Source organism: Mesorhizobium sp. M2A.F.Ca.ET.043.05.1.1, assembly GCF_003952445.1.
In the GTDB taxonomy this organism is placed as follows: Bacteria; Pseudomonadota; Alphaproteobacteria; order Rhizobiales; family Rhizobiaceae; genus Mesorhizobium.
Genome location: NZ_CP034446.1, coordinates 2142826 through 2167556, shown reverse-complemented (window position 1 = coordinate 2167556; position 24731 = coordinate 2142826). Strand labels below are relative to the sequence as shown.

Below are 24731 nucleotides of genomic sequence, written 5' to 3'. Positions count from 1 at the left end.
TAGGATGACGACGACATGAGTGCTGCAGCCAATCTCGGACGCCTGTGACAACGTATGAGCGGCGCCAACAGAACGTATCGGCATCAAACCGCTCATTCTAAAAACTCGTCTTCATAAGGAAACCGCGAGAGCAGCTCCGTCCCGGTCTCGGTGATGAGAATCTCGTCCTCGAGCTTGACGCCCTCGCGGCCGCCTTTCTCGCCGATATAGCTTTCCACGCTCACCACCATGCCCGGCACGATGATGCCGTCGCGGCCATAGGTCTCGTAGTCCATCGAGTGGGCGATGAAAGGCGTCTCGCCATGCATGCCGACGCCATGCATCACCGATGTGTAGCGCTGGTCGACGAAACGATCCGGGATTTTCCATGCCTTCTCGGCGATCTCGCGGAAAGCCATGCCGGGCTTCACGATGCCGATATTGTGCTGCACCTGGTCGTGCGCCATGCGGTAGAGCGATTTCTGATAGGGGGTGGGCTTGCCGGGGCCGCAGCGGAAGGTGCGCGAGAAGTCGGAATAATAGCCGTAGCAGCCGATCGTGTCCGTATCGAGCGCGACCAGTTCGCCCGGCCTGATCTTGCGCCCGCTCGCTTCGTTGAACCATGGGTTGGTGCGCTGCCCGGAGGTAAGCAGCCGGGTCTCGATGAACTCGCCGCCCTGACGGATCACTTCGTGATACATGATGGCGAACAGCTCGTTTTCGGAAACGCCGGGCTTGATCGCCTCGCGCACCGCAGCCACCGCGGCTTCGGCGCCGGCCATCGATGCTTGCAGGCATTTTACTTCCTCGGGCGTCTTTACCGCGCGCACCGCCAAAATCTCGCCCTGGCAGTCCCGGACCTCGCAGCCGCGTTTTTCCAGCGCCAGCGCCTGCAGGTGGCTGCAGCGGTCGAGCCCGAGCTTCATCGAGCCGCCGCCATGCTTCTTGAGAAGCTCGGTGATTTCGTCGGCGAAGGGGCCGGCGGTTTCGTCGTCGCGGCCGGACACCGATGACCAGACCAGCTTGGATGGCCGCGCCTCGTCGATCGTGTCGAGCACCATCGAGACATGGTAGCTCTGCGGATATTCGAAGAGCACGATCGGCCCTTCGGTCGGAATGAAGAAGTAGCGCGTCGAATTGCGCAGGAAATAGCCGAACATGTTGCGCGAACCGGTGGCGTAGCGCTGGTTGTAAGGATCGAACAAAACGACGCCGCCATAACCCGCCTCGCGCATCCATGCGCGCAGCTTGGTAAGGCGTCCCTTACGCAGAGCATCCGCATCGATGAAGGACGGCTCGGTGTCGGAGAGCCACATGCCGCCCGCGGGATCAGCCGCGGCCGAGTGGCGCATGCGGTCCTTGAAGTCCACATCCTCGGTGCTGTCGGGATCGAATACGACGATGCTCATGGCGGCCTCCTGATGGGAAGAACATAGCCGGACGCTATAAGATCGCTGTGCGGAATTCCGCAAATGTTATGCTGAGTGCCGCATCACAACCTCGTCATTCTAGGGCGAAGCAAGGAGCGAAGCGACGCGCGCAGACCCTAAAATCCATTCCGCTACCTCGACCGGAGAGCGCCACGGCAGAAAATCCTCGCTGGGCATGGCGCTGTCGATTCTGCACCGCCGAGACGCTCGCGAGTCCCGGCATGGATCCTAGGGTCTCCGCTCCGCTGCGCGTCGCTTCGCCCTAAGATGACGACTGTTACGTGGAGTCGCGCTAACTCTACCTAATGCCTCCTCATCGCCTTCGGCGCGTGCCCATGCTCCTCGCGAAACGCCCGGGCAAAACTGGACATCGACGCAAACCCGCAGGCCAGCGCGACATCGCGCACCATCAGCGTCGAATGCGCCAAAAGGTCGGCCGCCCGCTTCAGCCTGAGCCGCCGGTAATAGCCGTTGGGCGAGATATCCAGCTCGGCGCGGAAATTGCGCTCGAGCTTGTCGGGCGACACGCCGAGCCGCTCCGCAAGTTCCGCCATGCCGAGCCGCTCCTCGACCGCATCCTCCATGATGGCGATGGCCGATAGAACCAGCTCGTTCTGCACCCCGGTGCGCAGCCTGAGCGGCATAAGCTTGCGGTCGACGCTGGAGCGCAGTGGACTGTGCACGAACCATTCGGCGACACCCGCCGCGAGCTCGGCGCCACAGTCGCGCGTGATGATCTCCAGCATCATGTCGAGACTGCCGACGCCGCCGGCCGAGGTGAAACGCTTGCGGTCGATGACGAAGAGATCGCGCCGAAGCTCAATATCCGGGAATGCCTCGGTGAAGGCGGGCTGGCTGGTCCAGTGCAAGGTGCAGGCATGACCGTCGAGCAGGCCGGCGCGGGCAAGGAAGAAGGCAGCGTCCGCGACCGCGCCGATATGAGCGCCGCCGCGCAGGCTCTTGCGGATCCAGCTCATCGCCTCGTCGGCCACGACATGGTCGGCATCGCCACCGGAGCACACCACGATGCGGTCGACCTTCGGTGCGTCCGCCGCGCAAAAGCCGGGCTGGATGACGACGCCATTGGAGGCTTCGACCGTGCCCGGATCGGCGCCGACGATGACCCAGCGGTAGCAGTCGCGCTTGGCAAGGATGTTGACGGCGCGCAGCGGCTCGATAACGGACGAAAACGCCATCATCGGAAAGCCGGGAAAGACCAGCACCGCGAAGGTGAGAGGCGCTCCGCCCGGCTGTTTTTCCACATTGCGTAAACTCATGGCTGGCGGCCGTAACGCGGCAGGACGATATCGGCGGTCAGCGGCGCCAGGTCCATGCCGCTCGCCAGCGCCGGGTTAAGCCAGATCATCTCCTCGATCTCCGCCGCCGGGATCGGCTCGCCGGTGATGGAGAGCTCGAACAGCTCGGCCTCGACACGGGCGTCCGGCTCGTTGGCGGCTGGCGCCGAAAACACGCCGAGATGCGAGGCAGCGCCCGGATCGACGACGATGCCCAGTTCCTCGCGCAATTCGCGCGCCAGGGCTGCGGGGGGCAACTCACACGGCTCGATCTTGCCGCCGGCCTGCATGAAGGCTTTTGTGCCGCGCTTGCGCACCAGCAGCAGCCTGCCGCCTTCGTCGCGGATCACCGCGGCGGCGATGCGGATTGTCCTGGTCGTCACTGTTCCGGAATGGCTGGAGGTCACGACAGGCTGTTTCCTCGCGGCGGTTTTGGTGGCAGAGAGGTCGGAGTGTATCGGGCACGGGCGCGCCCTTGCAACGGAGAAACGACCAGGAAGTTTGCGGCAACCGCCGCAGCTTGCTGTTATGCAACTTTCTTGACCTGTACGCCGATGCGACGTACATAAGGCGTACGAAGGAGCAAGGACATGGAAACATTCCATGATGAAATTCGAGAGATCGAGGAGCGCAGCAGCGAGCGGATGAACTTCCGCACGAAACCACGCATCAAGAAAGCCATTCAACAAGCCGCCGCTCTTGCCGGTGTCGATGACTCGGTTTTCACAATGAATGCCGCATACAAGGCCGCCATGGAAACGATTGAGGCTCATGAGCGCACCGCTCTGCGGCCTGTCGACCATGCTGCCTTCTTTGCGGCCCTCGACAATCCCCCGCAGCCGACGGATCGGCTGCGGGCGTCGTTTGCGCGCTATGTCAAAACCGTCATTTCCAAGTGACGCGGCAGCCCGAACTCGCCAAGGTCGTAGAGCCGTTCGATCCTGAAAAGCACGATCGAACGGCTTTTTCCTGTGGCGTGGATCAGGTCGACAATTTCTTCAAAAGGACCGCCAACAAGCTATCCAAAGCCGACAATCTTCGGGTCTTCGTGATGGTCAGTCCGGCTGGAGGCCTGATCGGCTTTTACGCCATCAATTCGCACTCGGTGGATTATAGCGAGCTGCCGCACAAATACGCGAGAACCCGGCCGGGACATGGGAACATCCCCGCGGCCTATTTGTCCATGATGGGTGTTGACTTGCGATTCGCAGGCAATGGATATGGCGGCGACCTTCTGCTCGACGCACTGGTGCGCATAGCGGGGATTGCTGAACATATCGGAATTGCCGTTGTCATGCTGGACGTGCTGGATTGCGGCGACCCGGCCAAGGTGGCGCGCAGAAAGAAGCTCTATCTCGATCATGGTTTCACCGCATTGCCGTCCAACGAATTGCGGCTGTTCCTGCCGATCAAAACCGTTCAGGAACTGATGATGCACAGCAATCTGTAGGCCAAGCACTCGGCTTGCAACGGAGAGACAACACGATGTTCGCGGCAACCGTCATCGACACCAAGGACAAGCCGGCCTTCTACAAGGAGTTGGCCACGCAACTGAAAGCGTTGCTGGAAGGCGAGGGCGATTCCGTCGCGAACGCCGCCAACACGGCGGCGCTGATCTACCAGATGGTGCCCGACCTCAACTGGGCGGGCTTCTATTTCCTCGCCTCCGATGACGAGCTGGTGCTCGGACCCTTCCAGGGCAAGCCGGCCTGCGTGCGCATCGCTGTCGGCAAGGGCGTCTGCGGCAAGGCCATTGAGCTCGACATGTCGATGCTGGTCAAGGACGTCAACGAATTCCCCGGCCACATCGCCTGCGATGCCGATTCGCGCTCCGAGCTGGTGGTGCTGTTGCGCGACGCCGATGGCGCGTTCGGCGTGCTCGACCTCGACAGCCCGCTGCCGGGCCGCTTCGACAAGGAGGACCAGGCCGGCATCGAGAAGCTCGCCGCGATCTATGTCGCGGCGTGCGAGTTCGAGGACTGAGGGCACAGGCTCGCTCGCGATTGGAACGTTCGAAGGGTCGTCAGGATCACGCGTGCTTTTCCCGCGCGACGTCGTTGAAGAAGTCCACCAGTGAGAACGGCGCGCGTTCGCCGAGGCAAAGCTCCAGCACCCGGCGCGCGTCCGGGGCTTCGGCGGCGGCGCGGGCAAACATCGGCTCCTCATAGTCGGCAAGCGCCTTCTCGATGTCGTACGGGTTCGCGGCAATCGCCTTGCCGAGCTCGGCGCCGTCGAACATTGCCAGGTTGGCGCCCTCGCCGGACGGTGGCATGAGGTGCGCGGCATCGCCGAGCAGTGTCACGCCTGCGACGCGACCCCAGCGGTGTTCATCGGGCAGCGTGTAGATCATGCGCGGAACCGGCGCGGTTTCGCCGTCGGTGATCAGCGTGGTAAGCGCCGGCGCCCAGCCTTCAAACTCGGCGGCGATCCGGGTTCTGGCGGCGTCGGCATCGGTGAAGTCGATGCCTGCGAACCATTCCGCGGGCCGGCTCAATTGAACATAGGTGTGGAGGACGCCTCCCGCTTCTCGATGCGCGGCGATCGCATTTCCCGGGGCAGCCGCAAACATTGTGCCCAAGCCGACCACTTCGGCGGCGGCGGGGTGTCGATCGTCAACATCGTATAGATACGTCTCGATGAACGTTGCGCCGACATAACGTGGCGTTGCGTCCGACAGTAGCGGCCGCACCTTCGACCATGCGCCGTCAGCCCCCACGAGAAGCTCGGTTTCGACAGCCGATCCGTCGGTGAAGGTCAGTTCGTGCCGGCCGGCACCCAGAGCGGCGACGCCGGCAAGCTTCTTTCCCCAGCGGATGGTGTCGGCGGGCAGCGAGTCTATCAGAATGCGCCGCAGATCGCCGCGTAGCACTTCGGGTCGGCCGCCATCGTCCGCTTCCTCAAGCAGCACCGTGCCGTGCCGGTCGAGCACGCGGCTAGCCGCGCCGCCTTGGTGGATGATGGCGTGGAAGGCTTCGGTGAGGCCAGCGGCTTCGAGCGCGATCTGTCCGTTATGCTCGTGGATGTCGATCTGCCCGCCTTGCGTGCGCGCCGACGCCGAAGCCTCCGCTTCATAGACCGTTACAGCTATGCCCTGGGTATGAAGCACGCGCGCCAGGGTGAGGCCGCCAAGACCCGCGCCCACGATTGTTACCTCTGTCATCGTCATGATCCTTTTTCGACGAGATATTGGAACGATGTTCCATAAATAGTATTTGGAACGTCGTTCCATTCATGTCAAGATGCGGCATGGCAAAGAGTGGACGGATTGAGCGGCGCACCGATGCGCTTTCGAAGGAGCGGATCATCGGGGCCGCGGTCGAGATCCTGGATTCAGGCGGCGAGAGCGGCCTGACTTTCCGTGCGCTCGCGGCACGCCTGGCGACGGGAAGCGGGGCGATCTACTGGCACGTCAAGGACAAGGACGAACTGCTCGCCACGGCGACCGAAGAGGTCATCGACCGTGTCATGAGGGAGGCGATTCAGGAAGCGGACCCACGGGAGGCGATACGAGCGGTCGCGCTGGGGCTGTTCGATGCGATCGACGCGCATCCGTGGGCGGGTGCCCAGCTTTCGCGCGCGCCGTGGCAGCCGGCGGTGGGGAGGATATTCGAAAGCATCGGCGGGCACCTCGACGCGCTCGATGTTCCGGACCGGGCACTGTTCGACGCGGCATCCGCCCTGGTGCACTACATCCTCGGCGCCGCCGCGCAGAACGCCGCAAACGCCCGACTGGCGCCGCACGATACGGACAGAACGGAGTTTCTGTCAGCCATGATCGAGCGATGGACGGCGCCGGATCCCGCTGGCTTTCCGTTCCTGCACCGAATTGCACCACGGTTCCAAGATCACGATGACCGCGAGCAATTCCTGGCCGGCATCGATCTCATCCTGGCTGGCGTCGGTGCAACCCGGTAGTGGTTTCGCGAGAGCTTACGCAAACCTCACGAGCATCAGGCTGAAGCAGCCGATGAAGAGGAAGGCCGAGAAGGCGAGCATCAGCGGCCGTAGTCCGCGCGAGCGCAGCTCCGAAATATCGGCCTGCAGGCCCATGGCGGCGAGTCCCATGGTCAGCATCATCTGCGTGGCCAAGGCGATCGCCGAATGGATCTGCGCCGGGATCGCGACCAGGCTGTTCAGCGCCACCACCGCCACGAAAGCCGCGACGAACCAGGGCATCGGCGGCTTGGCGCCGGATGCGTCGGTGCCGCCGCGGCGCGCCATCAGGCCGAGCGCGATGACCATCGGCGCCAGCATGGCGACCCGCGTCAGCTTGGCGACGGTCGCGGTCTCGCCGGCAAGCGTGCCGTTCTGGAAGCCGGCGCCGATCACCTGCGCCACCTCATGGATCGAGGCTCCTGCCCACAAGCCGAAAGTATGCTGGTCGAGCCCAAACACGGGCGCCAGCAGCGGGAAGCCGAGCATGGCGATGGTACCGAACAGCGTGATGGCGGCGACCGCATAGGTGACATCCTCGTCGGCCGCGTCGGTGACGATGTTGGTGGCGACGATCGCCGAGGCGCCGCAGATCGAGGTGCCGGCGGCGATCAGCTGCGCGAGCTTCCGGTCGACGCCGATCAGCCGTCCGAGCGTGACGGTGAAGAGGAAGGTGGCGCCGAGCGTGGCGGCGACGATGCCGACGCCGCCGAGGCCGATGCCCGCCACCTGGCCGAGCGTGAGCTGGAAGGCGAGCAGCACGATGGCGAAGCGCAACAGGCGCTTTTGTGAAAACGCAATGCCGGCCTTGGCGTGCGCGGGCACGCCGAGCATGTTGGAAAAGATCATGCCGGCGACGACGGCGAGGATCATCGGGCTGAACAGGCCGGAGAAGCCGCGTGCCGAGTAGGCGACGCTGGTGATCATCGCCACCAGCACCAGTCCCGGCATGATGCCGGTCGAGACCTCGGTCAGGGCAGGGTGCCTGCGCCCGGCGGCGGCCGGGTTCAGGTGGTCTGGAAGATCGTTCGCGGTGGCGGGCAGGAAAGACAATCGAATTCTCCGGGCGCGTTCTGTGCCGGAATGCCATTCCGCAACTAATCGTTCCAACGAATTGTTCGAGTTATAACAATCGATTTTTGCGAACGATCGGCGAGCCGCTAGCGGGTTGGCCCAATAACCGGCATCGGCCAAGCCTTGACGCTTGCCGGTGCCTCCTCCAGCCTGCCGCGATGTTCACCAGCGCGCCCGCCAATACCAAGCGACGCCGCCTTCGCCGAGTGCGGAGCGGCAGGCCGATTGTGCGACGATAACCCGATACGATAAATAAGGTTCGTTCGTTTCCTGCCCCGCCCGCGACTTCAGCCGGCGGGGTTTTCATTTATGGAGCCTCGCAATGACCATCGATTTTCCCATCCGGTTTCGGGCGGCCGAAGCGGCGGACGCCGCCGCCATCCGCGATATCGTGCGCGCCGCCTATGCCAAATGGGTGCCGGTTATCGGCCGCGAGCCGCTGCCGATGCGCGCCGATTACGACAAGGCTGTCGCCGAGCATCCATTCGACCTCGCCATCGCGCAGGATCGCATTGTCGGGATGCTTGAATCCGTCCTCGCCGACGATCATCTCTGGATCGAGAATCTTTGCGTCGCGCCGGAGGCGCAGGGCAAAGGGATCGGCCGGCTGCTACTGGAGCGGGCAGAGGGCAAGGCGCGCGAGGCCGGGCGCCATCAGCTTCGCCTGCTGACCAACGGCGCGTTCGAGGCGAATGTGTCGCTCTACAAGGGACAGGGCTACTCGATAGACCGGGAAGAGCCGTTCATGAACGGCTCGACCGTTTATATGAGCAAGAGGATCGCGGGATGACCGGGAATCGGAGCGGGGCCATGGCTGCCAGGATCAGGCTGAAGCAACTGCCAGGCCTATACGCGATTTCGAGGCTGGAAGCTGGACATGGCATTCCCGATTGGGCGGACGGGCCGGGTTTCGTCAGCATCACCAGAACGGAGGATGAGCTTTCGATAACCTGCCTGCAGGAGCGCGTTCCGGATCTGGCCAGGCAGGATCGCGACTGGGTCGCCATCAAATTCGAAGGTCCCTTTGCCTTCGGCGAAACTGGCATCGTGCTGTCTGTCATTCGGCCGCTGTCGGAGAACGGCCTCGGCATCTTCGTGGTGTCCACCTTCGATGGCGACCATCTGCTGGTGAAGGCCGCCGATCAAGCCGCGGCGGCGCAGCTGCTGGGTGACGCTGGACATACGCTGCTGTAATCGGTCCCGGCGGGAGTCAGCCGGCACATCAGGCTCGACGGACGGCTGGCTCAATCGCCCGCGCTCGCGTTTGACAGGGCCCTTGCGGCGTCGTTATCTCTGGCGGTATACGACGACCCAACCCACCACAATCGAGCACCCGCGGCTGGCCGAGGAGGAAAACCATGTCCCACAATCTGCAATTCTATATCGACGGCGCCTGGGTCGATCCGGTCGTGCCGAACGCGCTCGATGTCATCGATCCCTCGAACGAAGACGCCTTCGCGCAGATATCGCTGGGCTCCAAGGCCGATGTCGACAAGGCGGTGGCCGCCGCCAAGCGCGCCTTCGCCAGCTTCGGCTTCACCTCGGTCGAGGAGCGACTCGACATCCTCAACCGCGTTATCCAAATCTACAAGAAGCGCAGCAAGGACCTCGCGCTCGCCGTCTCGCGCGAGATGGGCGCGCCGCGCCAGATGGCGCTGGACAGCCAGGTCGGCGTCGGCCAGGCGCATCTGGAAAAGATGGCCGAGGTGCTGAAGACCTTTCAGTTCCGCCACGTCAAAGGCTCGTCGCTGATCGTGAAAGAGCCGATCGGCGTCGTCGGCCTGATAACGCCGTGGAATTGGCCGCTGAACCAGATCACCTGCAAGGTGGGCCCCGCGCTTGCCGCCGGCTGCACTATGGTGCTGAAGCCGTCGGAGATCGCGCCGCTCGACGCCATCATCTTCGCCGAGATCATCGATGAGGCCGGCGTGCCGAAGGGCGTTTTCAATCTCGTCAACGGCGATGGCCCGACCGTCGGCCAGGCGCTGGCCAGCCACCTGGGTGTCGACATGATGTCGTTCACGGGGTCGACCCGCGCCGGCATCCTCGTCGCCAAGGCGGCGGCCGACACGGTCAAGCGTGTGCATCAGGAACTCGGCGGCAAGTCGGCCAACATCCTGTTTCCCGATGTCGATCTGGAACGGGCCGTCACCAAGGGCGTCGCCGGCTGCTTTGGCAACAGCGGCCAGTCCTGCAACGCGCCGACCCGCATGTTCGTGCCGCGCGACCGGCACGACGAGGCGGCCGGCTACGCGAAGAAGGCGGCGGAGAAATTCACCGTCGGCCCGGCCGACGCGCCCACGTCCAAGCTCGGCCCGGTGGTGAGCCAGATCCAGTTCGACAAGATTCAAGGATTGATCCAGAGCGGCATCGACGAAGGCGCCACGCTGGTCGCCGGCGGCCCCGGCCGCCCGGCCGAGCTCAATCGTGGCTACTATGTCCGCCCGACAGTGTTCGCCAATGTCACCCATGACATGCGCATCGCCAGGGAGGAGATCTTCGGTCCGGTGCTATCGATCATGCCTTACGACACGGTCGAGCAGGCAGTCGAGCAGGCCAACGACACGGTCTACGGCCTGGCCTCTTACATCCAGGCCAAGGACATCGAGAAGGCGCGCGAGGTGGCTGCCCGCATGCGCTCCGGCAACGTCTACATAAACTACCCGACCTGGGACGCCGGCCTGCCCTTCGGCGGCTACAAGCAGTCCGGCAACGGCCGCGAATATGCCGAATACGGCCTGGAGGATTTCCTCGAGATCAAGGGCATCGCAGGGTATGAGGCGGCGGAGTAGCGAGCCCGGTCCACAACCGGAAGAGTGTCAAGGGCGACGGGCAGCCGCTACATCCACTTCAAACGCGAAAAGGCTTCGCCGGCGAGACCTCGCCTTGCGAGCTTCGGGCGATGCGCTGTAACCGTGCTTGTTGGCACCTGCCAAGCTCGTCGCGAGCTTGTCGACGTCTGCGGTTTACCCGCGGCCCGCCTCGATGATACCGACCATCGCCCGGGTAAATTCAACCATACTGTTTGCCGTGATGGCTGCATTGTCGGGAGATTGCCCGATATGCTCGGCGGCTCCGCAACATGATCGTCGGATGCTGTCGTAGTAGGGATCTCTCTCATCGTCCGGCATCGTCGCCAAATTCAGGGCACGGCGGTGGATCATGCGCAACAGCTGCGCCAATGCTGTTTCGACACTCATGCGTTTGCTCCGCATCGGTCGAGCGTCTCGGCACACAGAGTGCCGGATCGTCGATCGGGGACATTCCCGATTCGAGCAGGCTGCGCCGCAGCTATTAATATATAGTTGATTGCTAATATGACCGGAAAATCAACCGGAGTTCAGCCGACAGCGATGCCCGTTGCGATAAACTTACGGTTCACGTGCGGGGAATGCGCGGAGAAAACTTTGGCTGGGGAACCTGGATTCGAACCAGGACTAACGGAGTCAGAGTCCGTGGGTCTACCGTTAACCTATTCCCCAGCAGGCGCGTCTGGTATCGCGCTAGCCAAGCGGCTCATGTGCCGCGAGCGCTGCGTTGTAGCCGCCATCGGAAAATAGTCAAGCCCGCAACTGAGTTCAATCGCAGGGTTTTTGCCGAAGCGGTCTGCCAAGCTCCCCAAAGGCCGTCAGCCTTCGCCTTTGCTGTACTGCGAATGCTCGAAATAGAGCACCATGCAAAGGCCGATCAGCAGCGGAATGATGAGATAGAACAGGCGGAACACCAGAAGTGCTGCAAGCACGCCCACAGGGTCCATGTCCGATAGCCCGGTGAGGAAGACGACCTCGAAGACGCCGAGCGCGCCCGGCGCATGCGACAGGAGCCCGATCGAGAACGACACCATGAACACGCCGAGCACGACGAAATAGCCGGGATTGCCGGTCTCCGGCAGGGCGAAATAGATGATCGCGGCGGCGGCCAACAGCTCGACGGGCCCGACCAGCAACTGCCGCGCCACGATCGGCAGCGCGGGATAGTGCAACTGGAAGGAGCCGATCTTCAAAGGTCTCAGCCGAAGCCAACTGCCGAAGGCATAGGCTCCGACGAGGATGAGCATGGCAAGCCCGGCGGCGAAGGCGGCGCCATGGTGCGGCGCGCCGGTGAAGCGATCGATGATCTGCGGCTCGAACAGCAGAACGAGGCCGCCGAGGAAGACGCTGGAGAGAATGAAGGTGAACCAGCAGATCGCCACCAGCACGCCGATCTCCTGGCCGGTCAGCCCCCTTGTGCCATAGGCGCGATAGCGGATCACCGCGCCGGAAAACACCGAGCCACCGATATTGTGCGACACCGCGTAGGTGGTGAAGGAGCACAGCGTGACGAACAGCCACGATACTTTCTTGCCGATATGCAAGAGCGCTATGTGGTCGTAGCCGGCGAGCGAGGCATAGGCGACGACGGAGCTTAGCGCCGCCAGCACCCAGCCGCGCGGCGGGATGGCGGCGATGCCGGCCCAGACATCGTCGAGCGATACGCCGCGCAATTCGTGAATGAGCAGCCACAGCGAGAACGCGACGGCCGCGATGCCTATGACCGGCCAGAAATAGCGCCTCCAATTCATGGCGTCGTCATCATGCGTTGCAGCTCATTGTTTTGATGGTGCCCAACCTCTTCGAACCCACATTTGAGACATGCCTGATTGAAGCCGGCTATTCAACCGGCAAGACATTGCCTCAACGTGACCTGCCAAAATTCGAGCCCCGCGCTCTTGGTGATTGCGAACGGCACTGCTACTCTGTTGCCAACTTGAAACAAATCGAGGTGCCTGCTGCGTCCGTTCCCGGTTCGCGCGGCGCCGGAAGGAACTGAAGTGGAAGACCACGATACCGGCGCGGGCGCGTCGGCAGTGGGCATGTCCGGGGCATCGCCGGCGCAGTCGGGAGGCCCGCAACCGGCGCGATTCAGCCGCCACGCGGGTGCGCACCAAAGACATGCCGACCCCAGACATGCCGGCCCCAAACATGTCGGCCAGAGACAGACTGGCGCCGGTCAGGCCGACCAGCATGGCGATCTACCGAAAGGCAAGACGCGCAAGCGCCGCAAGCGCAAGCGCGGCCGCAAGGTGTTCGCGCGGGACGAGAACGGCGCCGTGCCCAATGCCGCGCCTGCCGGCACGACGGCAAGCCAGCCTCAGAGCCCGCCCCTGCAGGCCGAGCGAAGGCCGCCGCTCCAGCCTCCGCCACGTCCGCCCCAGCAGGAATTGCCTGTCTTCGCCGCGCTCGACCTCGGCACCAACAATTGCCGGTTGCTGGTCGCGGTGCCTGGCCGTCACGGCCAATTCCGCGTCATCGACGCTTTCTCGCGCATCGTCAGGCTGGGCGAGGGGCTGACGGCCAGCGGCCGGCTCGGCCAGGCGGCGATGGATCGCGCTGTCGAGGCGCTGAAGGTCTGCGGCGAGAAGCTGCGCAACCGCAAGATCAGGAAAGCCAGGCTGATTGCCACCGAGGCCTGCCGCTCGGCCGCCAACGGTGTCGAGTTCCTGGATCGCGTCGAGCGCGAGGCCGGGCTGAAGCTCGAGATTATTGACCGCCAGACCGAGGCCCGCCTTGCCGTTTCCGGCTGCGGCTCGCTGGTCGAGCGCGACACGCAAGGCGTGGTGCTGTTCGACATCGGCGGCGGCTCGTCGGAAATCGCGCTGATCGACCTGACCGGACGGCGCTCGCCACGTCTGGCCAATCACATCGTCTCCTGGACGTCGCTGCCCGTCGGCGTCGTCTCGCTCGCCGAACGCTTCGGCGGCCGCACCGTGACGCGCGAGACCTTTGCCGCGATGGTCGACGACGTGGCCGCGCGGCTGAAGGCTTTTGACGGCCGCGACCGGCTCGCCCATGTGCTGGCCAGCCCCAACTTCCACCTGCTTGGCACCTCCGGCACGGTGACGACGCTGGCCGGCGTGCATCTCGATCTCGAGCGCTACGACCGCCGCCGTGTCGACGGGCTGTGGATGGACCGCGACAGCGTCGATCGCATGATCGAGCGGCTGATCGGTTGGGATTTCCAGCAGCGTTGCGCCAACCCCTGCATCGGCGCCGACCGCGCCGATCTCGTGCTCGCCGGCTGCGCCATCCTGGAGGCGATCCGCGGCGTGTGGCCGTCCGAGCGGCTGCGTGTCGCCGACCGCGGCCTGCGCGAAGGGATCCTGAGCGAGCTGATGGCCGATGACGGCGTCTGGCGGAATGATGGGCGCCGATGACAAAGAAACCGGAAAAGCCGGGCTCGGCCAGCCTGCGCGTCCTCAAGACTAGGATCAAGAAGAAGAGCGGCCTGAAGGAATCGTCACGCCGCTGGCTCGAGCGGCACATGAACGATCCTTATGTGCAGCGCTCCAAGGCCGACGGCTACCGCTCCCGCGCCGCCTACAAGCTGATCGAGATCGACGACAAGCATCATCTGCTGAAGCCCGGCATGAAGGTCATCGACTTGGGCGCGGCGCCCGGCGGCTGGTGCCAGGTGGCAGCCGCGCGGACGAAGTCAGGCGCCGAGAATCCGCATGTCGTCGGCATCGACTATCTCGAAATGGATGCCGTTCCCGGCGCCGTCATCCTGCAGATGGATTTTCTCGACCCCGACGCGCCGCAGAAATTGGCCGAGGCGCTCGGCGGCCAGCCGGACGTGGTGTTGTCCGATATGGCAGCACCCACCACCGGCCACCGCCGCACGGATCATCTGCGCACCATGCATCTGTGCGAAGTCGCGGCCGATTTCGCGCTGCACGTCCTGAAACCCGGCGGGCATTTCCTCGCCAAGACCTTCCAGGGCGGCGCCGAGAACGAGCTCTTGTCGCTGCTGAAGCAGAACTTCCGCTCCGTCCATCACGTGAAGCCGCCGGCTTCAAGGGATGAATCGGTGGAGCTTTATCTGCTGGCGAAGGAGTTTAAGGGATAGCGCTTGTCCTTCTCCCCTTGTGGGAGAAGCGCAACCATTAGCTTAGGCGGCGTGGTTTGCGGGTGGAGCTTTGCTCCACGGAGTGCCGCGTTCGACGACGGCGTTGGCGAAGATGAGGAGCTTTCTGACACAGGCGATGATGGCTTTCCTGTGGGCCTTGCCGTTGTTCGTAAGGCGGCCGTAGAGAGCGACCAGGGCGGTGTTCCAGCGCTGGGAAGCGGGCAATGCAGCATTGAAGAGCGCTCGGCGGACACGACTGCGACCGCCGGCGATATGGCGCTCGCCGGTACGTTCGCCCGAGTCGTCGTCGTAAGGAGCGACGCCAACCAAGGCAGAGATTTGCTCACGACTGACCTTGCCGAGTTCGGGCAAGAGGATGACGAGGGTGAGCGCGGTGCGTATGCCGATGCCATCAACGCTGGCGATCAGCTCGAGCCGCCGAGCGAGATCATCGTGTTTGCACACGACGACCTGCAGGAGCAGCAGTTCGGCCTCGCGGCGCCGCTGCAGACGCTGAACGTCACGCTTGAGTTGGTTGAGAATCCGCTTGGTGGTGAAGTGCTCGCGCCGCGTCTTGAGGTGAGCGATATCGTACTCCAGTTGCTCGATGAAGAGCAGATGCTCAGCGAACGCGGCCAGCCTGGTGTCTGGCGGTTCATGCAGGTCGCCGAGATTGGCAGCGCACTCGGCGATGAGGGCGGCGTCGATACGATCGTTCTTGGCACGACGCAGCTTGTAGATGGCAAAGGCATGCACTTGACGCGGCTGCAGGAGAGCGACCTCGAAGCCCTGCTCGCGCAAATATTCCACGACGGCTCGTTCGTAACCCCCGGAGGCTTCGATGCCGATGCGTTTGATCTTACGCGCGCTCAGCCAAGCAACCAACTCTTGATGTCCGTCTCTGGCATTGGCTACGCGCAACCTGTCGCTCGTCGGATAGGTTGCGACATCAAGCGACTTCTTGCTGGTGTCGATTCCGGCGGTTCTTGTGCTAGTCTCATTCATCTTCGTCGTTCCCTGCCTTGCATACGAACCAGGTTGTTCCAGCAACCATCCGGGCCACGATGAAGAGCCGATCGCGATCTTGCTTCTCCTTAACCCCACGGGTTCGGGTGGCTGGCGATCCGACGATCGGCGCCAACGGCCGGGTGGCCACCCGGCCGTTGGCGTCCCTTACGGGACGACCACTTCATACAACATCGCTTATGCAAGGTGGCCGCGAAGCGGCCGGATGAGGGGTGTTCCAGGGAACACCCACCCCTCACTCCGCTGGAACACCCCTCATCCGTCTCGGCGCTATCGCGCCGATCCACCTTCTCCCACAAGGGAGGAGGAAAAGGTGCTCTACTTCCCAGCCGTGCTCACCGTTTCCAGCGTCTTCGGCGTGGCCAGCCGACCATGGCCCGAGACGGCACTGCCGGCCTCCGGCGCAAGCCGCATGAAGGTGATCGATGCCGCCGCGGACACTGCCGCCACGATGAAGAAGGCGATGTGGAAGTCGCTCAAGGTCAGCGGCCCGCCATGGATCGAGGTCGACACTTCGAGGATGCCGCCGGCCAGCGCCACGCCGAGCGCGATCGACAATTGCTGGAAGACTGCTGTGATCGGCGTCGCCTTGCTGGTGTCGGCGGGCGTGATCTCGGCATAGGAAAGCGCATTGACGCCGGTGAAGAACATCGACCGGATGAAGCCGCCGACCAGAAGGATCGCCAGCATCAGCATGTAGGGCGTGTCGGGCGTGAACAGGCCATAGATGGCGATCGAGGCGGCGGCGACCAGCGAGCCCCAGATCAGCACGCGCCGGAAGCCGGCGAGCCGGAAGAGCAGCGCGGTCACGAACTTCATGCCGATGGCTCCGATCGCCGAAACGAAGGTGATCATGCCCGATTGGAAAGGCGTCAGCCCGAAACCGATCTGGAACATCAGCGGCAGAAGGAACGGCACCGCGCCGATGCCGATGCGAAACAGCGAGCCGCCGAGCACGGAGGATCGGAAGACCTGGTTGCGAAACAGCTCCAGCGCCAGCAGCGGGTTCTTCGCGCGGTGGGCGTGGATGAGATAGAGCACGCCGGAGATCAACCCGACCGCCACAGTGATGAAGCCGGCCATCGGCGGCAGCGCCGGCAGGCTGACGACGGAAAGGCCAAAGACGACGCCGGACGCTGCGAGACCGCTGAGCACAAATCCTGGGAAATCGAGCGGCGGCGTCTCGGCCGGCGCGGTTTCCGGCAGATAGCGCGTGGCGAGCCAGATGCCCAGCAGCCCGATCGGCACGTTGATCAGAAAGATCCAGTGCCAGGTCAGATAGGTGGTGATAAAGCCGCCGATCGGCGGGCCGACCAGGGGGCCGACCAGCGCCGGCACGGTCAGCCAGGACATTGCCGCGACCAGCTCGCTCTTCGGCGTGGCGCGCACGAGCACGAGGCGGCCGACCGGCGTCATCATCGCGCCGCCTATGCCTTGCAGGAAGCGCGACACCACGAAAGCCGGCAGCGAATTGGAAAACGCGCAGGCGACAGAGCCGGCGATGAAGACGCCGATCGCGGCGCGAAACACGGTCTTGGCCCCGAACCGGTCCGCCATCCAGCCGCTGATCGGAATGAAGATCGCCAGCGACACCAAATAGGCCGTCAGCGCCAGCTTCAGCGCGATCGGGCTGGTGTGGATGTCGATCGCGATCGCCGGCAGCGAAGTCGCGATGACGGTCGAATCCATGTTCTCCATGAACAGCGCCGTGGCCAAAATTAGGGGCAGGGTCTGCACATTGGCGAACATGCGACGGCGATTTAATCCATTGTAGATCAATGTCTTTTGCCTTTTCGGGTGTCATCCATGCACATTTGCGCACATTGGCGAACAGCGCCCGATCTTATGAACAACTTATGAAGCGGATTGCCACGCTCACCGCGCCATCTTATGAATGCGGCCATTAGCACACGCCATAGTGGTGTGTCGCATCACATGGGCATCAACATGGCGCGAGCATCCAATAAACTGACCGACACGTGGTTGAAGCGGTCGAAGATCGACAACGGCATTTATGGCGACGGCGATGGGCTGTATCTGCGCGTCCAGGGTTCGGGTCGCTCATGGGTCTACATTTACGCCGGGGCAGGGGGCAAACGCCGCGAGATGGGCTTGGGCGCTTATCCTTCGGTGGGTCTGGCCGATGCTCGCGGGCGGGCTGATGCGGCGCGTAAGATTCGTGCCACAGGGGGCGATCCCATTGAAGCGCGCGATGCTGCGAAAGAGGCTGCTGCCCTCGCTTTGGTTCGCGAGGCTGAGGCGCAGGCTCGCGAGCAGGAACAGGCGGAGTTGACCGCGTTTGCGAACGTCGCCGAGCAGTTCGTCCGGGCAAAGGAAAAGGGCTGGACCCACGACATCGCCACCAAGTATCGCGGCTACATTCGCAACCATCTCGGCACGTTGTCGAGTGTGTCGTGCTGCGACTTGACCACGCTGAGCATCTGCGAGGCATTGCGGCCGATATGGGACACGCCTACCGGTCCTTTCGTTCGCTCGTTCGTTGAGCGCATCCTGGATTACGCCATGGTGTCGGGAATCTGCCCCGAGCGCCTGAACCCGGCGCGGATCGACGCGGTCAAGCACGTGCTGCACGACCGCGACTATGAAGGCGAACACCACGCGGCCATGCCTTACGCCGACGTGCCTGCCTTTGCCAAAGCCTTGCGTTCCACACCGGGGTATGTTCAGCCCGCCCTGCTGTTCGCCATCCTGACCGCCTCGCGTCAGCGTGAGGTCCGCGAGATGACTTGGCGCGAGGTCGATCTTGACGCCGCGCTGTGGGTGATCCCGAAGGCGCGCTACAAGACCCGCGTTGACCATCGCGTGCCGCTCTCGAAAGCCGCCGTCGATCTGTTGAAGGGCATCGTCTCGAACCGCGAGCCCGACGCTCTGGTCTTCGCCGGGCGCTTAAAGGGCCGTCCGATGTCGCAGCACGCCTTCGCCACGTTGATACCCGAACCGTTCAAGGCGCACGGCTTCCGCACGTCCTTTGTTGGCTGGGCGACGCGCCCGGGCAGCACGTTCACCGACGACATGGCACAGCGCTGCCTAGGGCATCTGATCGGCACCGCCGTCACTCGCGCTTACGACCGAGACGACCGCCTGCCACAGCGGCGCGAAATGATGGACGCTTGGGCCGACTACCTGCTGCCGTCCGCCTGATCCCGACTTAGTTATGCCCGGTACCTGTGAACGACGGGCGTTTGTGAGTGTCTTAGGCCCTTCTGTTGCTGAAATGTTCCAGTCTTAGTGTTGACTCCGGCCCGGAGATCGGCGCTCATTAATTAGCTGATTCCTTTACATGACTTTTTCTCAATGGCGAGATTTGTCTGAAAGGAACCGCCCCCATGATAATCACCCTCGACCTAGGGCAGGCGCTCACCCTGCTCGCAAGCTTGTTCGGCGTCGTCGCCGGACTGATCGCGATTGCCCGCTTCATCAAATGGTGGTGGCACCAGCCCCCGGAGCCGGGCGAATGATTGTGGCGCCCTTCGCTGGTCGCCGCGAACGTTGCCGACGCCGATTTGCAGGGCGGTACAAGCGATCCGAGCGCTCGGGCCGATGTCGTGGGCGTCCGACGCTCAGCGCGCGTTATACCGACGCCACGGTGGCTGGGCGGACGTGTTCAGATCGAACAGTTACCAGCGCGCATTTGCGCGGTTTCCCGCCGGTCAGCGCCACGGTTCATAAGATCGGTCATAAGATGGTCGTTCGTGCCACAGGGTGGGTGCCGTCAGTCGCGCCGCTGCAAACAGCTCGGCACGGTGATCACTCGGGCAATCGCTTCCTGCTCGGCCCGGATCGCTTCAAGCTCGGCAGGCGTAAAGAACGGCTCATGCCCGCTGTAGGCCAGCGCGGCTTCCGCAGCTAGGCGGTAAGGATCGGGCGGCAGCAATTGCGCCAAGCGCCACAGATGCAGCATGCGCTCCAATTCGCGCTCGTACCCGACAAGCCAGCCCGTATCGTAACCGGCAGCGTATCCCGCCCATTCCGCCTTGGTCTCAGCGCGAGGATAGGGCGAACGCTCGCCTTCCTTGCCGTCGATTAGACCGGCATCGAAACCGCGCTCGTAGGAGAGATCGTATTCAGCGGACATCGCTCATGCCACAGGTGGAGCAGGTTTCGCCCCGGTTTTGTGCGGATTTTCGTGCCGATTTCGGAGTTTTGTCAGGCGGTGTTGAGACGCATGACAAACGCCTGCCACTGTAACGCATTGATTTCATTGCATTGTCAGGCGTGGCAGGCGTGTCATGAGAAATAATGAGGGTAAAATGTATCACGCGACACCTTGACACAATTTCCCCCGGTAATGCTTCTATGAAAAACGACACTCGTGACGCATGACGCATGACAAATTTCGGCATGAATTTTCACGTTTCTCATTGTTCTTGCGCGGATTTTGCAGCCTCCTCTGCCATGCGAACGTAATCAAACGGCGTAATCTTCAACCGCTCGGGCAGATAATACCGCTCGCCCCGCACACCATTCACGCGCATTGTCTTGGTCAGATAGCCCAAACGACGCACAACATTGCCGACACGGTTCTTGTCAGTCTGCTTCATCCGCTCATCGGGGAACCCCAAGTATCGCAGCACATCAGCCGCCGTGTATCCCTCGCGCCACGTCCCCGGAATGCCATCAGACCTGGTTGCCCCTGTGGCATCTGCCAGCAAATACTGCTCGATACGCTCGGCCCAAACCTCCTCATCGTACCGCTCAGCGACAGCGCCCTTGGCCGCCAGATCGATCTCAGCTTCAAGGCTTGCGTCGATCCACCAACGCTCGCCAGCCTTGTATCGCGCATCTGCCTCTGCCCATAGTTGCGCTCGATCTCGCTCCATGGCTGCGATATCGATCACTCGCGTTACCGCAAAGGGCCACATGCGCCGCGCGCCGGTTGGGTCATTGAGGTAATGGGATTCGTTGCCTGTGTACGCCCAGCCGAAGGTGCGCGGGAACTTGGCGTTGAGGCGGGCGTAAGGCGGCCGGTAATCGTCAACCTTGCGGCTGATGAACGGTTTCGTTTGCGTGCCGGCGCGGCCCTTGAGCGAATGGCCTTCGCCGAACTCGACAATCAGGCGGCCGCGCAGTTTCTGCCAACTGTCCTTGTTCGAAATGTCGTCAGTGAACTCTAAATAGAAGTCCTTGCTGAAATGCGCGGCGACGGTTTCGAACAGCGTCGTTTTGCGAAAGCCTTGATCGCTTTCTAACGCAAGCACGTTTTCGAACTTGCAGCCCGGATCGCGAGCGCGAGCAACCAAGCCGATCCACCAACGCGCCCCTGCGGCGCGAGCGAATGGCGTATCGGCAACGTGGCAAATATCGATCAACCACGTATCCAGGCGCGACGTACCGTCCCATTGCTCGGCGTCGAGGCCATCGACCACGCAATTCTGTGTCCTGCCGCGTGCTGCGATTGTCAGCGCATCGGTGACGATTTCCTTGCCGATGCGATGCAGCCCGTTCCGCTGCGTGAAGGCGGTCGCAAGAATTATGTCCTCCTCGACCAATTCGCGCTGCGTCCAGGTCGTGCCATCATCGACCTGCCACGGCGGGCACTGGGTGATCAGAACGGCATTCATGAACTCATCGAAGACAAGGCAATCGCGGATCGAGCTTTCGCCGGCAAACATGATAAGGCAGTTTGCGAGGTTCGAGTACGGGACATCATTCTTGTCCACGTCGAGCTTGTCGCGCCAATGGTCGCTGTTCGCCTTGCGGTCGTTTCGGACGGTCGCAATCGCCTTGCCATACATGGCGCGAACGGCCTCTTTGCCGAGACCCGAGATCTTCTTATTGGCGATCTGCGCCAGGAGCTCGGCAACCTCGCCCGGGTTCAGTCTGACGCCCGCCGCCTTAACCAGGATATTGTTCACGTCGACCGCCGTGCTGCCGCCCTGCACCATGCTAGTAAGTTGATTGGCCTCCACGACAAGGGACTGGTACGTGACAGGTGCCAAAGGGCTGCTCGCGCCGATGTCACGCGCGAACCCGTTCATGCCGACGACATGCCTTACAGCGGCATTCGCCTGCTTGGCTGTCCATCCCGTCGCTTCGAGCGCTTGAACTATTACGGCCTCGCCATCGCCCGCCAAATAGCGCTGCTTAACGTAATTCTCGACCTGCTCGAAAATAGTCATGGTCATGCCCTGCTCTGAAATTTCATGCTGAGTGCCGCCGACTTATCGAGGCCGTTCGAGACCCTGCCAGCGTTCTCGACGCGCGCGACGGCGCGCTCCCATTCCTTGGCGTTCCTGCCGTAAAAGACCCGATGCAGCTTTCTCGGTCGCGTCTCGTTATCGCGCGGCGTCGAGCGCTGCACGAATGGCGACGCCTCAAGAACGCGGAAGGCGACCAGCTTGTCAGCCCGCGCGCTGGCGAGGGCGAGAACGATGGTGCCGAGCACCGCTGACCAATTACCAGGACCAGGATACAGGATCGGCGTGTTCAACAGCGGGCGAAGACCCGCGCCGCCTTTGACGTACTTGGACGCTTCATCGATCAGCGCTTCATTGTCGCCATAGGTGATGCTGTCATATTCCACAGGGGCGACCGGCTCTCGCGCGGCAATGCGTCCGAGCCTCATGAATGCATCATAGCCAGCGGTAATGGTTTGTCCCGGCGCCATCCCGTTGCCGGTCACAGCGATGAAGCGCGCGCCGTTCTCGATGCCGTCATAGAACGTGACGCCGCCTCCCATGCTGCGCCACCCCTGTGGAAGCTGACCGAAATAATAGAGGTGTTCGCCTTCGCCGCTTACCGACCATTCGTGGAGCGTCGGGAACAGGCTGCGGAAATCGAGTATGTTCTGCTTGAGCGCGTCAACGTTGGTCGCTTCGCGGTAATCGATGTCGGCAACGGTGACGCCTTGGCCGAGCACAATGCCGATGCCGAATTCTGGTCCTGCGGCAACCGCGGCGAGGCGGCATTGATCGAAGGTGCCCCAGTTCGCCAGGTTGAACGCGCTGACCTCGCCAAGCGACAGGTCGCGCCAACAATGCGGCACCTTCTTAAGCTTACCTTGCGCCTGGACTAGGCGATATATTATCCAGCTTGGGTATTTACGAAGGACAAGCGCAACGTTGTCCAAATAACAATTTGCGTGAAGCATGCGAAATTCTTCCCACGGCATGGTGACGCGCCGAAGGAAAGCGATTATGTTGGGCGTGTTTCCGACACACCCTTTGCTTTCCTATAGCGACCCCGCCCTGACCAAGCGGGGGTTGTGTCGTTTTGTGCCTTGGGATTTCGCTTTCCGGCAATCGCGTGCCTAGCAGGAGGCATGTATGCTTACCACGGCCAACAGGTGCCCGTCGCGGAATCGCGTAAGACCAGTTTATGCCGCTTCGGGCCGCTTCGCTAGTCCGAGAAATTCCATGAGCTGCTGCATGTCGGCGATGCACAGCGAGGAGCCCGGGTTGTTGGCGAAGTAATTCAGGCGCCCGTACTTGACCCGAGAATCGAGTGACAGCTGCTGCCGATCCTTGCTCGTCTTGACCAAGTGGCGAAGATATTCTTGCGTGGCGACAAGGTCTAGCGGGATCGGTTCGCGGTTAATATCGTCGGCACTATACGCGCTCGTGTTCATTTGCTGCGTCTCCTGATTATTTCAAAAGTCGTTATTGACAAATCAATACGTGGTCGTTCATGTATTCGTCAACGGTTATTTGCGTCGTTCGCGACGTTACCTCAAACGCTAAAGTATATCCACGAGGATCGCTAATATGAATGCCGTCGTACCAATCCCGTCATGGGCGATGCCGACCGATAACGATCCGCTGCCACATGGGGAATACCTGGCAGTTGTCATTGACAGCGAGGCGCGCATGGCCAACGGCGCTTCACTCGTGTCGCCACGCTACCAGAAAGGCGTGATCGTGATCACGTATATGATAGTCGAGGGCGATTATACCGGCAGGAAAATCGAGGAACAGTTCCACATAAACGATGCCAGCTTGACGGTGCGTGATGTCGAATGCGGGCGGTTTGCAAGCTTGGTCGAAGCGCTCGGAATGGTGCGCGTTGGTTTGTCCTCACGCGAACTTCATGGCAAGCATTTGAAGCTTTCGGTCTTCACACAAGGTCGGACGGTCATCGTGCTGAACCACCTGCGGGTGCGCATCGAACAGCGGCATTGGGATGTCGACTGGGTCGACCCGAGCAACGACGCTTGAACCCCACGAAATCCGCACGTACCGCGCGTCACGCGCACGAAAACTTTTGACAGCGTATCGAACGCGCGCGCATCGATGACGGCCCCACACAACACAGCAACGCAACGAGGAGAACAGAATGCAAACAGCATCTGTACTGGCGGCAACCATGTTGTTTAACCCTGATTTCTTCACGCCGGTCGAGGTATCGACCGAAAAACTCGACGCCGACTTGGCGTCATGGCAGATCGGCAAGACGATCCGCGCCATTCTCGCCGCTGAGTGTAGCGACGGCTCATGCATAGACGATCCAGTCGAGTTGCATGGCGAGATCGTCGACCTCCTGCCCGAGCTAGAAGGCAATCTGAAACAACAGGCGCGCGTGGTGATGCTTATGTGCGGCACCCTGATCCACGAGCGCGGCATCAAGATTTAACAGCGAAAGGAACCGACCATGACCCCCGCCAACGCTCGCCAGATCAGCGACCACCTAAAACAGCTTTATCCCGACGCCTACCGCCCGATGCTGCATCATTCGGTCGTGCTGTCCATGATCGCCAGTCGTGACGACCTGACCGAGACGCAGCGCCACACCCTGCTCCATACGCTTGAACGCGAGGAACAGCAGTCGGTCGAAGCTTTCGAGCGCGAGCACCTGAACCGCGAGATCGCCTAGCGCGACGTGCCACGAGGGCCATCAACTCGGCTTGTCAACGAGCGGCTTCTTCCGCGTCGGCGGCTTGTACGGCGTCACCAGCCGCAGCACGTCGGCGTTGACGGTCACCGGCACGCCTAAGTCCACCGTCACTAGATCGCCGTCGGTATGCGTGACATCGCCAATCAATTCCAGGTGCTGACCCTTCTTCACATTCGAAGTTCGGTCGATGACCGAATGAGGGAACCCATAGGAGGGGATGGACACGCTCACCCTGTCCTCCGTGACGCGACGGCGCACA

General features: G+C 62.4%; 28 protein-coding genes and 1 tRNA gene. 14 read left to right on the top strand and 15 right to left on the bottom strand.

Annotated features, from left to right (window positions below; all coding sequences use genetic code 11):
- Positions 1-92: 92 nt before the first annotated feature.
- The 3 genes from EJ069_RS10510 to EJ069_RS10500 form a co-directional block, all read right to left on the bottom strand.
- Complete coding sequence (locus tag EJ069_RS10510; RefSeq protein WP_126061218.1) at positions 93-1388, bottom strand: Xaa-Pro peptidase family protein; 1296 nt, start codon at positions 1386-1388, stop codon at positions 93-95.
- Positions 1389-1711: 323 nt separating this feature from the next.
- Positions 1712-2686: a GlxA family transcriptional regulator gene (locus EJ069_RS10505; RefSeq protein WP_126061217.1), complete on the bottom strand. Its 975-nt coding sequence runs from the start codon at positions 2684-2686 to the stop codon at positions 1712-1714.
- A complete protein-coding gene (locus EJ069_RS10500; protein ID WP_245456496.1) occupies positions 2683-3111 on the bottom strand; it encodes an NUDIX domain-containing protein in 429 nt (142 codons plus the stop codon). The genes EJ069_RS10505 and EJ069_RS10500 overlap by 4 nt, the downstream gene beginning before the upstream one ends.
- A 183-nt stretch (positions 3112-3294) precedes the next feature.
- Here EJ069_RS10500 and EJ069_RS10495 point away from each other — a divergent pair, with 183 nt between their 5' ends.
- The 3 genes from EJ069_RS10495 to EJ069_RS10485 are packed head-to-tail and all read left to right on the top strand — an operon-like array spanning position 3295 to position 4687.
- Complete coding sequence (locus EJ069_RS10495) at positions 3295-3603, top strand: DUF1778 domain-containing protein (RefSeq protein ID WP_126061215.1); 309 nt, start codon at positions 3295-3297, stop codon at positions 3601-3603.
- Positions 3600-4154: a GNAT family N-acetyltransferase gene (locus EJ069_RS10490; RefSeq protein WP_126061214.1), complete on the top strand. Its 555-nt coding sequence runs from the start codon at positions 3600-3602 to the stop codon at positions 4152-4154. The genes EJ069_RS10495 and EJ069_RS10490 overlap by 4 nt, the downstream gene beginning before the upstream one ends.
- Before the next feature lie 35 nt (positions 4155-4189).
- Positions 4190-4687 carry a GAF domain-containing protein gene (locus EJ069_RS10485; protein ID WP_126061213.1) on the top strand — a complete coding sequence of 166 codons (498 nt, stop codon included), beginning with the start codon at positions 4190-4192 and terminating at the stop codon, positions 4685-4687.
- Positions 4688-4733: 46 nt separating this feature from the next.
- On the opposite strand, the gene EJ069_RS10480 is transcribed toward EJ069_RS10485, so the two are convergent.
- The gene (locus tag EJ069_RS10480; RefSeq protein WP_126061212.1) at positions 4734-5870 is read right to left on the bottom strand and encodes an NAD(P)/FAD-dependent oxidoreductase; all 1137 of its coding nucleotides are present in this window, start codon (positions 5868-5870) and stop codon (positions 4734-4736) included.
- A gap of 80 nt (positions 5871-5950) precedes the next feature.
- Between EJ069_RS10480 and EJ069_RS10475 the strand changes: the two genes are divergently transcribed.
- Positions 5951-6619, top strand: coding sequence for a TetR family transcriptional regulator (locus EJ069_RS10475; protein ID WP_126061211.1), 669 nt, complete (start codon positions 5951-5953; stop codon positions 6617-6619).
- A gap of 15 nt (positions 6620-6634) precedes the next feature.
- Here EJ069_RS10475 and EJ069_RS10470 read toward each other — a convergent pair whose 3' ends face one another.
- Complete coding sequence (locus EJ069_RS10470; RefSeq protein ID WP_126064679.1) at positions 6635-7588, bottom strand: YeiH family protein; 954 nt, start codon at positions 7586-7588, stop codon at positions 6635-6637.
- 445 nt (positions 7589-8033) lie between these two features.
- On the opposite strand from EJ069_RS10470, the gene EJ069_RS10465 reads away from it, so the two are divergent.
- From EJ069_RS10465 to EJ069_RS10455, 3 genes are all read left to right on the top strand, one after another.
- Positions 8034-8501, top strand: coding sequence for a GNAT family N-acetyltransferase (locus EJ069_RS10465; RefSeq protein WP_126061210.1), 468 nt, complete (start codon positions 8034-8036; stop codon positions 8499-8501).
- Between the two features lie 20 nt (positions 8502-8521).
- Entirely contained in the window at positions 8522-8905 is a 384-nt protein-coding gene (locus EJ069_RS10460) for an ACT domain-containing protein (RefSeq protein WP_126061209.1), read from the top strand.
- 164 nt (positions 8906-9069) lie between these two features.
- Positions 9070-10503: an aldehyde dehydrogenase family protein gene (locus tag EJ069_RS10455; protein ID WP_126061208.1), complete on the top strand. Its 1434-nt coding sequence runs from the start codon at positions 9070-9072 to the stop codon at positions 10501-10503.
- Between the two features lie 174 nt (positions 10504-10677).
- Here EJ069_RS10455 and EJ069_RS10450 read toward each other — a convergent pair whose 3' ends face one another.
- The 3 genes from EJ069_RS10450 to EJ069_RS10440 all read right to left on the bottom strand — a co-directional run bounded on the left by EJ069_RS10450 (position 10678) and on the right by EJ069_RS10440 (position 12272).
- A complete protein-coding gene (locus EJ069_RS10450) occupies positions 10678-10911 on the bottom strand; it encodes a hypothetical protein (protein ID WP_126061207.1) in 234 nt (77 codons plus the stop codon).
- 208 nt (positions 10912-11119) lie between these two features.
- Positions 11120-11193: transfer RNA gene (locus EJ069_RS10445), tRNA-Gln, on the bottom strand.
- Positions 11194-11339: 146 nt separating this feature from the next.
- Complete coding sequence (locus EJ069_RS10440; RefSeq protein WP_126061206.1) at positions 11340-12272, bottom strand: YbhN family protein; 933 nt, start codon at positions 12270-12272, stop codon at positions 11340-11342.
- 249 nt (positions 12273-12521) lie between these two features.
- Between EJ069_RS10440 and EJ069_RS10435 the strand changes: the two genes are divergently transcribed.
- Positions 12522-13904: a Ppx/GppA phosphatase family protein gene (locus tag EJ069_RS10435; protein ID WP_126061205.1), complete on the top strand. Its 1383-nt coding sequence runs from the start codon at positions 12522-12524 to the stop codon at positions 13902-13904.
- Positions 13901-14596: an RlmE family RNA methyltransferase gene (locus EJ069_RS10430; protein WP_126061204.1), complete on the top strand. Its 696-nt coding sequence runs from the start codon at positions 13901-13903 to the stop codon at positions 14594-14596. Before EJ069_RS10435 ends, EJ069_RS10430 begins: the two co-directional genes overlap by 4 nt.
- Before the next feature lie 42 nt (positions 14597-14638).
- On the opposite strand, the gene EJ069_RS10425 is transcribed toward EJ069_RS10430, so the two are convergent.
- On the bottom strand, positions 14639-15601 hold the full coding sequence (locus EJ069_RS10425; RefSeq protein ID WP_126060767.1) for an IS110 family transposase: 963 nt from the start codon (positions 15599-15601) through the stop codon (positions 14639-14641).
- Between the two features lie 339 nt (positions 15602-15940).
- Positions 15941-17371: an MFS transporter gene (locus EJ069_RS10420; RefSeq protein WP_126061203.1), complete on the bottom strand. Its 1431-nt coding sequence runs from the start codon at positions 17369-17371 to the stop codon at positions 15941-15943.
- A 186-nt stretch (positions 17372-17557) separates the two neighbouring features.
- On the opposite strand from EJ069_RS10420, the gene EJ069_RS10415 reads away from it, so the two are divergent.
- Both EJ069_RS10415 and EJ069_RS33725 read left to right on the top strand, forming a co-directional pair.
- Positions 17558-18784: a site-specific integrase gene (locus tag EJ069_RS10415; RefSeq protein WP_189476268.1), complete on the top strand. Its 1227-nt coding sequence runs from the start codon at positions 17558-17560 to the stop codon at positions 18782-18784.
- A gap of 185 nt (positions 18785-18969) precedes the next feature.
- Positions 18970-19101 carry a hypothetical protein gene (locus EJ069_RS33725; RefSeq protein ID WP_281060059.1) on the top strand — a complete coding sequence of 44 codons (132 nt, stop codon included), beginning with the start codon at positions 18970-18972 and terminating at the stop codon, positions 19099-19101.
- Between the two features lie 254 nt (positions 19102-19355).
- Here EJ069_RS33725 and EJ069_RS10410 read toward each other — a convergent pair whose 3' ends face one another.
- The 4 genes from EJ069_RS10410 to EJ069_RS10395 all read right to left on the bottom strand — a co-directional run bounded on the left by EJ069_RS10410 (position 19356) and on the right by EJ069_RS10395 (position 23210).
- Positions 19356-19718, bottom strand: coding sequence for a hypothetical protein (locus EJ069_RS10410; RefSeq protein WP_126061201.1), 363 nt, complete (start codon positions 19716-19718; stop codon positions 19356-19358).
- Between the two features lie 283 nt (positions 19719-20001).
- Positions 20002-21768: a virulence-associated E family protein gene (locus tag EJ069_RS10405; RefSeq protein WP_126061200.1), complete on the bottom strand. Its 1767-nt coding sequence runs from the start codon at positions 21766-21768 to the stop codon at positions 20002-20004.
- The gene (locus EJ069_RS10400; RefSeq protein WP_126061199.1) at positions 21765-22733 is read right to left on the bottom strand and encodes a hypothetical protein; all 969 of its coding nucleotides are present in this window, start codon (positions 22731-22733) and stop codon (positions 21765-21767) included. The genes EJ069_RS10405 and EJ069_RS10400 overlap by 4 nt, the downstream gene beginning before the upstream one ends.
- A 225-nt stretch (positions 22734-22958) precedes the next feature.
- Entirely contained in the window at positions 22959-23210 is a 252-nt protein-coding gene (locus EJ069_RS10395) for a hypothetical protein (protein WP_126061198.1), read from the bottom strand.
- Positions 23211-23346: 136 nt separating this feature from the next.
- Between EJ069_RS10395 and EJ069_RS10390 the strand changes: the two genes are divergently transcribed.
- From EJ069_RS10390 to EJ069_RS10380, 3 genes are all read left to right on the top strand, one after another.
- Complete coding sequence (locus EJ069_RS10390; protein ID WP_126061197.1) at positions 23347-23796, top strand: DUF669 domain-containing protein; 450 nt, start codon at positions 23347-23349, stop codon at positions 23794-23796.
- A 118-nt stretch (positions 23797-23914) separates the two neighbouring features.
- On the top strand, positions 23915-24211 hold the full coding sequence (locus tag EJ069_RS10385; RefSeq protein ID WP_126061196.1) for a hypothetical protein: 297 nt from the start codon (positions 23915-23917) through the stop codon (positions 24209-24211).
- Positions 24212-24229: 18 nt separating this feature from the next.
- Complete coding sequence (locus EJ069_RS10380; protein WP_126061195.1) at positions 24230-24451, top strand: hypothetical protein; 222 nt, start codon at positions 24230-24232, stop codon at positions 24449-24451.
- 21 nt (positions 24452-24472) lie between these two features.
- On the opposite strand, the gene EJ069_RS10375 is transcribed toward EJ069_RS10380, so the two are convergent.
- Entirely contained in the window at positions 24473-24703 is a 231-nt protein-coding gene (locus EJ069_RS10375; protein ID WP_348639363.1) for a hypothetical protein, read from the bottom strand.
- Between the last annotated feature and the right edge of the window lie 28 nt (positions 24704-24731).

Bases quoted from the DNA above. Each gene is read 5' to 3' on its own strand.
- EJ069_RS10390 (WP_126061197.1), top strand. From the start codon at position 23,347: ATGAATGCCGTCGTACCAATCCCGTCATGGGCGATGCCGACCGATAAC.
- EJ069_RS10415 (WP_189476268.1), top strand. From the start codon at position 17,558: ATGGGCATCAACATGGCGCGAGCATCCAATAAACTGACCGACACGTGG.
- EJ069_RS10510 (WP_126061218.1), bottom strand. From the start codon at position 1,388: ATGAGCATCGTCGTATTCGATCCCGACAGCACCGAGGATGTGGACTTC.
- EJ069_RS10410 (WP_126061201.1), bottom strand. From the start codon at position 19,718: ATGTCCGCTGAATACGATCTCTCCTACGAGCGCGGTTTCGATGCCGGT.
- EJ069_RS10495 (WP_126061215.1), top strand. From the start codon at position 3,295: ATGGAAACATTCCATGATGAAATTCGAGAGATCGAGGAGCGCAGCAGC.
- EJ069_RS10400 (WP_126061199.1), bottom strand. From the start codon at position 22,733: ATGCTTCACGCAAATTGTTATTTGGACAACGTTGCGCTTGTCCTTCGT.
- EJ069_RS10470 (WP_126064679.1), bottom strand. From the start codon at position 7,588: ATGCCGGGACTGGTGCTGGTGGCGATGATCACCAGCGTCGCCTACTCG.
- EJ069_RS10485 (WP_126061213.1), top strand. From the start codon at position 4,190: ATGTTCGCGGCAACCGTCATCGACACCAAGGACAAGCCGGCCTTCTAC.
- EJ069_RS10385 (WP_126061196.1), top strand. From the start codon at position 23,915: ATGCAAACAGCATCTGTACTGGCGGCAACCATGTTGTTTAACCCTGAT.
- EJ069_RS33725 (WP_281060059.1), top strand. From the start codon at position 18,970: ATGATAATCACCCTCGACCTAGGGCAGGCGCTCACCCTGCTCGCAAGC.
- EJ069_RS10450 (WP_126061207.1), bottom strand. From the start codon at position 10,911: ATGAGTGTCGAAACAGCATTGGCGCAGCTGTTGCGCATGATCCACCGC.
- EJ069_RS10455 (WP_126061208.1), top strand. From the start codon at position 9,070: ATGTCCCACAATCTGCAATTCTATATCGACGGCGCCTGGGTCGATCCG.
- EJ069_RS10480 (WP_126061212.1), bottom strand. From the start codon at position 5,870: ATGACGATGACAGAGGTAACAATCGTGGGCGCGGGTCTTGGCGGCCTC.
- EJ069_RS10465 (WP_126061210.1), top strand. From the start codon at position 8,034: ATGACCATCGATTTTCCCATCCGGTTTCGGGCGGCCGAAGCGGCGGAC.
- EJ069_RS10380 (WP_126061195.1), top strand. From the start codon at position 24,230: ATGACCCCCGCCAACGCTCGCCAGATCAGCGACCACCTAAAACAGCTT.
- EJ069_RS10430 (WP_126061204.1), top strand. From the start codon at position 13,901: ATGACAAAGAAACCGGAAAAGCCGGGCTCGGCCAGCCTGCGCGTCCTC.
- EJ069_RS10420 (WP_126061203.1), bottom strand. From the start codon at position 17,371: ATGTTCGCCAATGTGCAGACCCTGCCCCTAATTTTGGCCACGGCGCTG.
- EJ069_RS10475 (WP_126061211.1), top strand. From the start codon at position 5,951: ATGGCAAAGAGTGGACGGATTGAGCGGCGCACCGATGCGCTTTCGAAG.
- EJ069_RS10460 (WP_126061209.1), top strand. From the start codon at position 8,522: ATGGCTGCCAGGATCAGGCTGAAGCAACTGCCAGGCCTATACGCGATT.
- EJ069_RS10425 (WP_126060767.1), bottom strand. From the start codon at position 15,601: ATGAATGAGACTAGCACAAGAACCGCCGGAATCGACACCAGCAAGAAG.
- EJ069_RS10395 (WP_126061198.1), bottom strand. From the start codon at position 23,210: ATGAACACGAGCGCGTATAGTGCCGACGATATTAACCGCGAACCGATC.
- EJ069_RS10505 (WP_126061217.1), bottom strand. From the start codon at position 2,686: ATGAGTTTACGCAATGTGGAAAAACAGCCGGGCGGAGCGCCTCTCACC.
- EJ069_RS10405 (WP_126061200.1), bottom strand. From the start codon at position 21,768: ATGACCATGACTATTTTCGAGCAGGTCGAGAATTACGTTAAGCAGCGC.
- EJ069_RS10440 (WP_126061206.1), bottom strand. From the start codon at position 12,272: ATGAATTGGAGGCGCTATTTCTGGCCGGTCATAGGCATCGCGGCCGTC.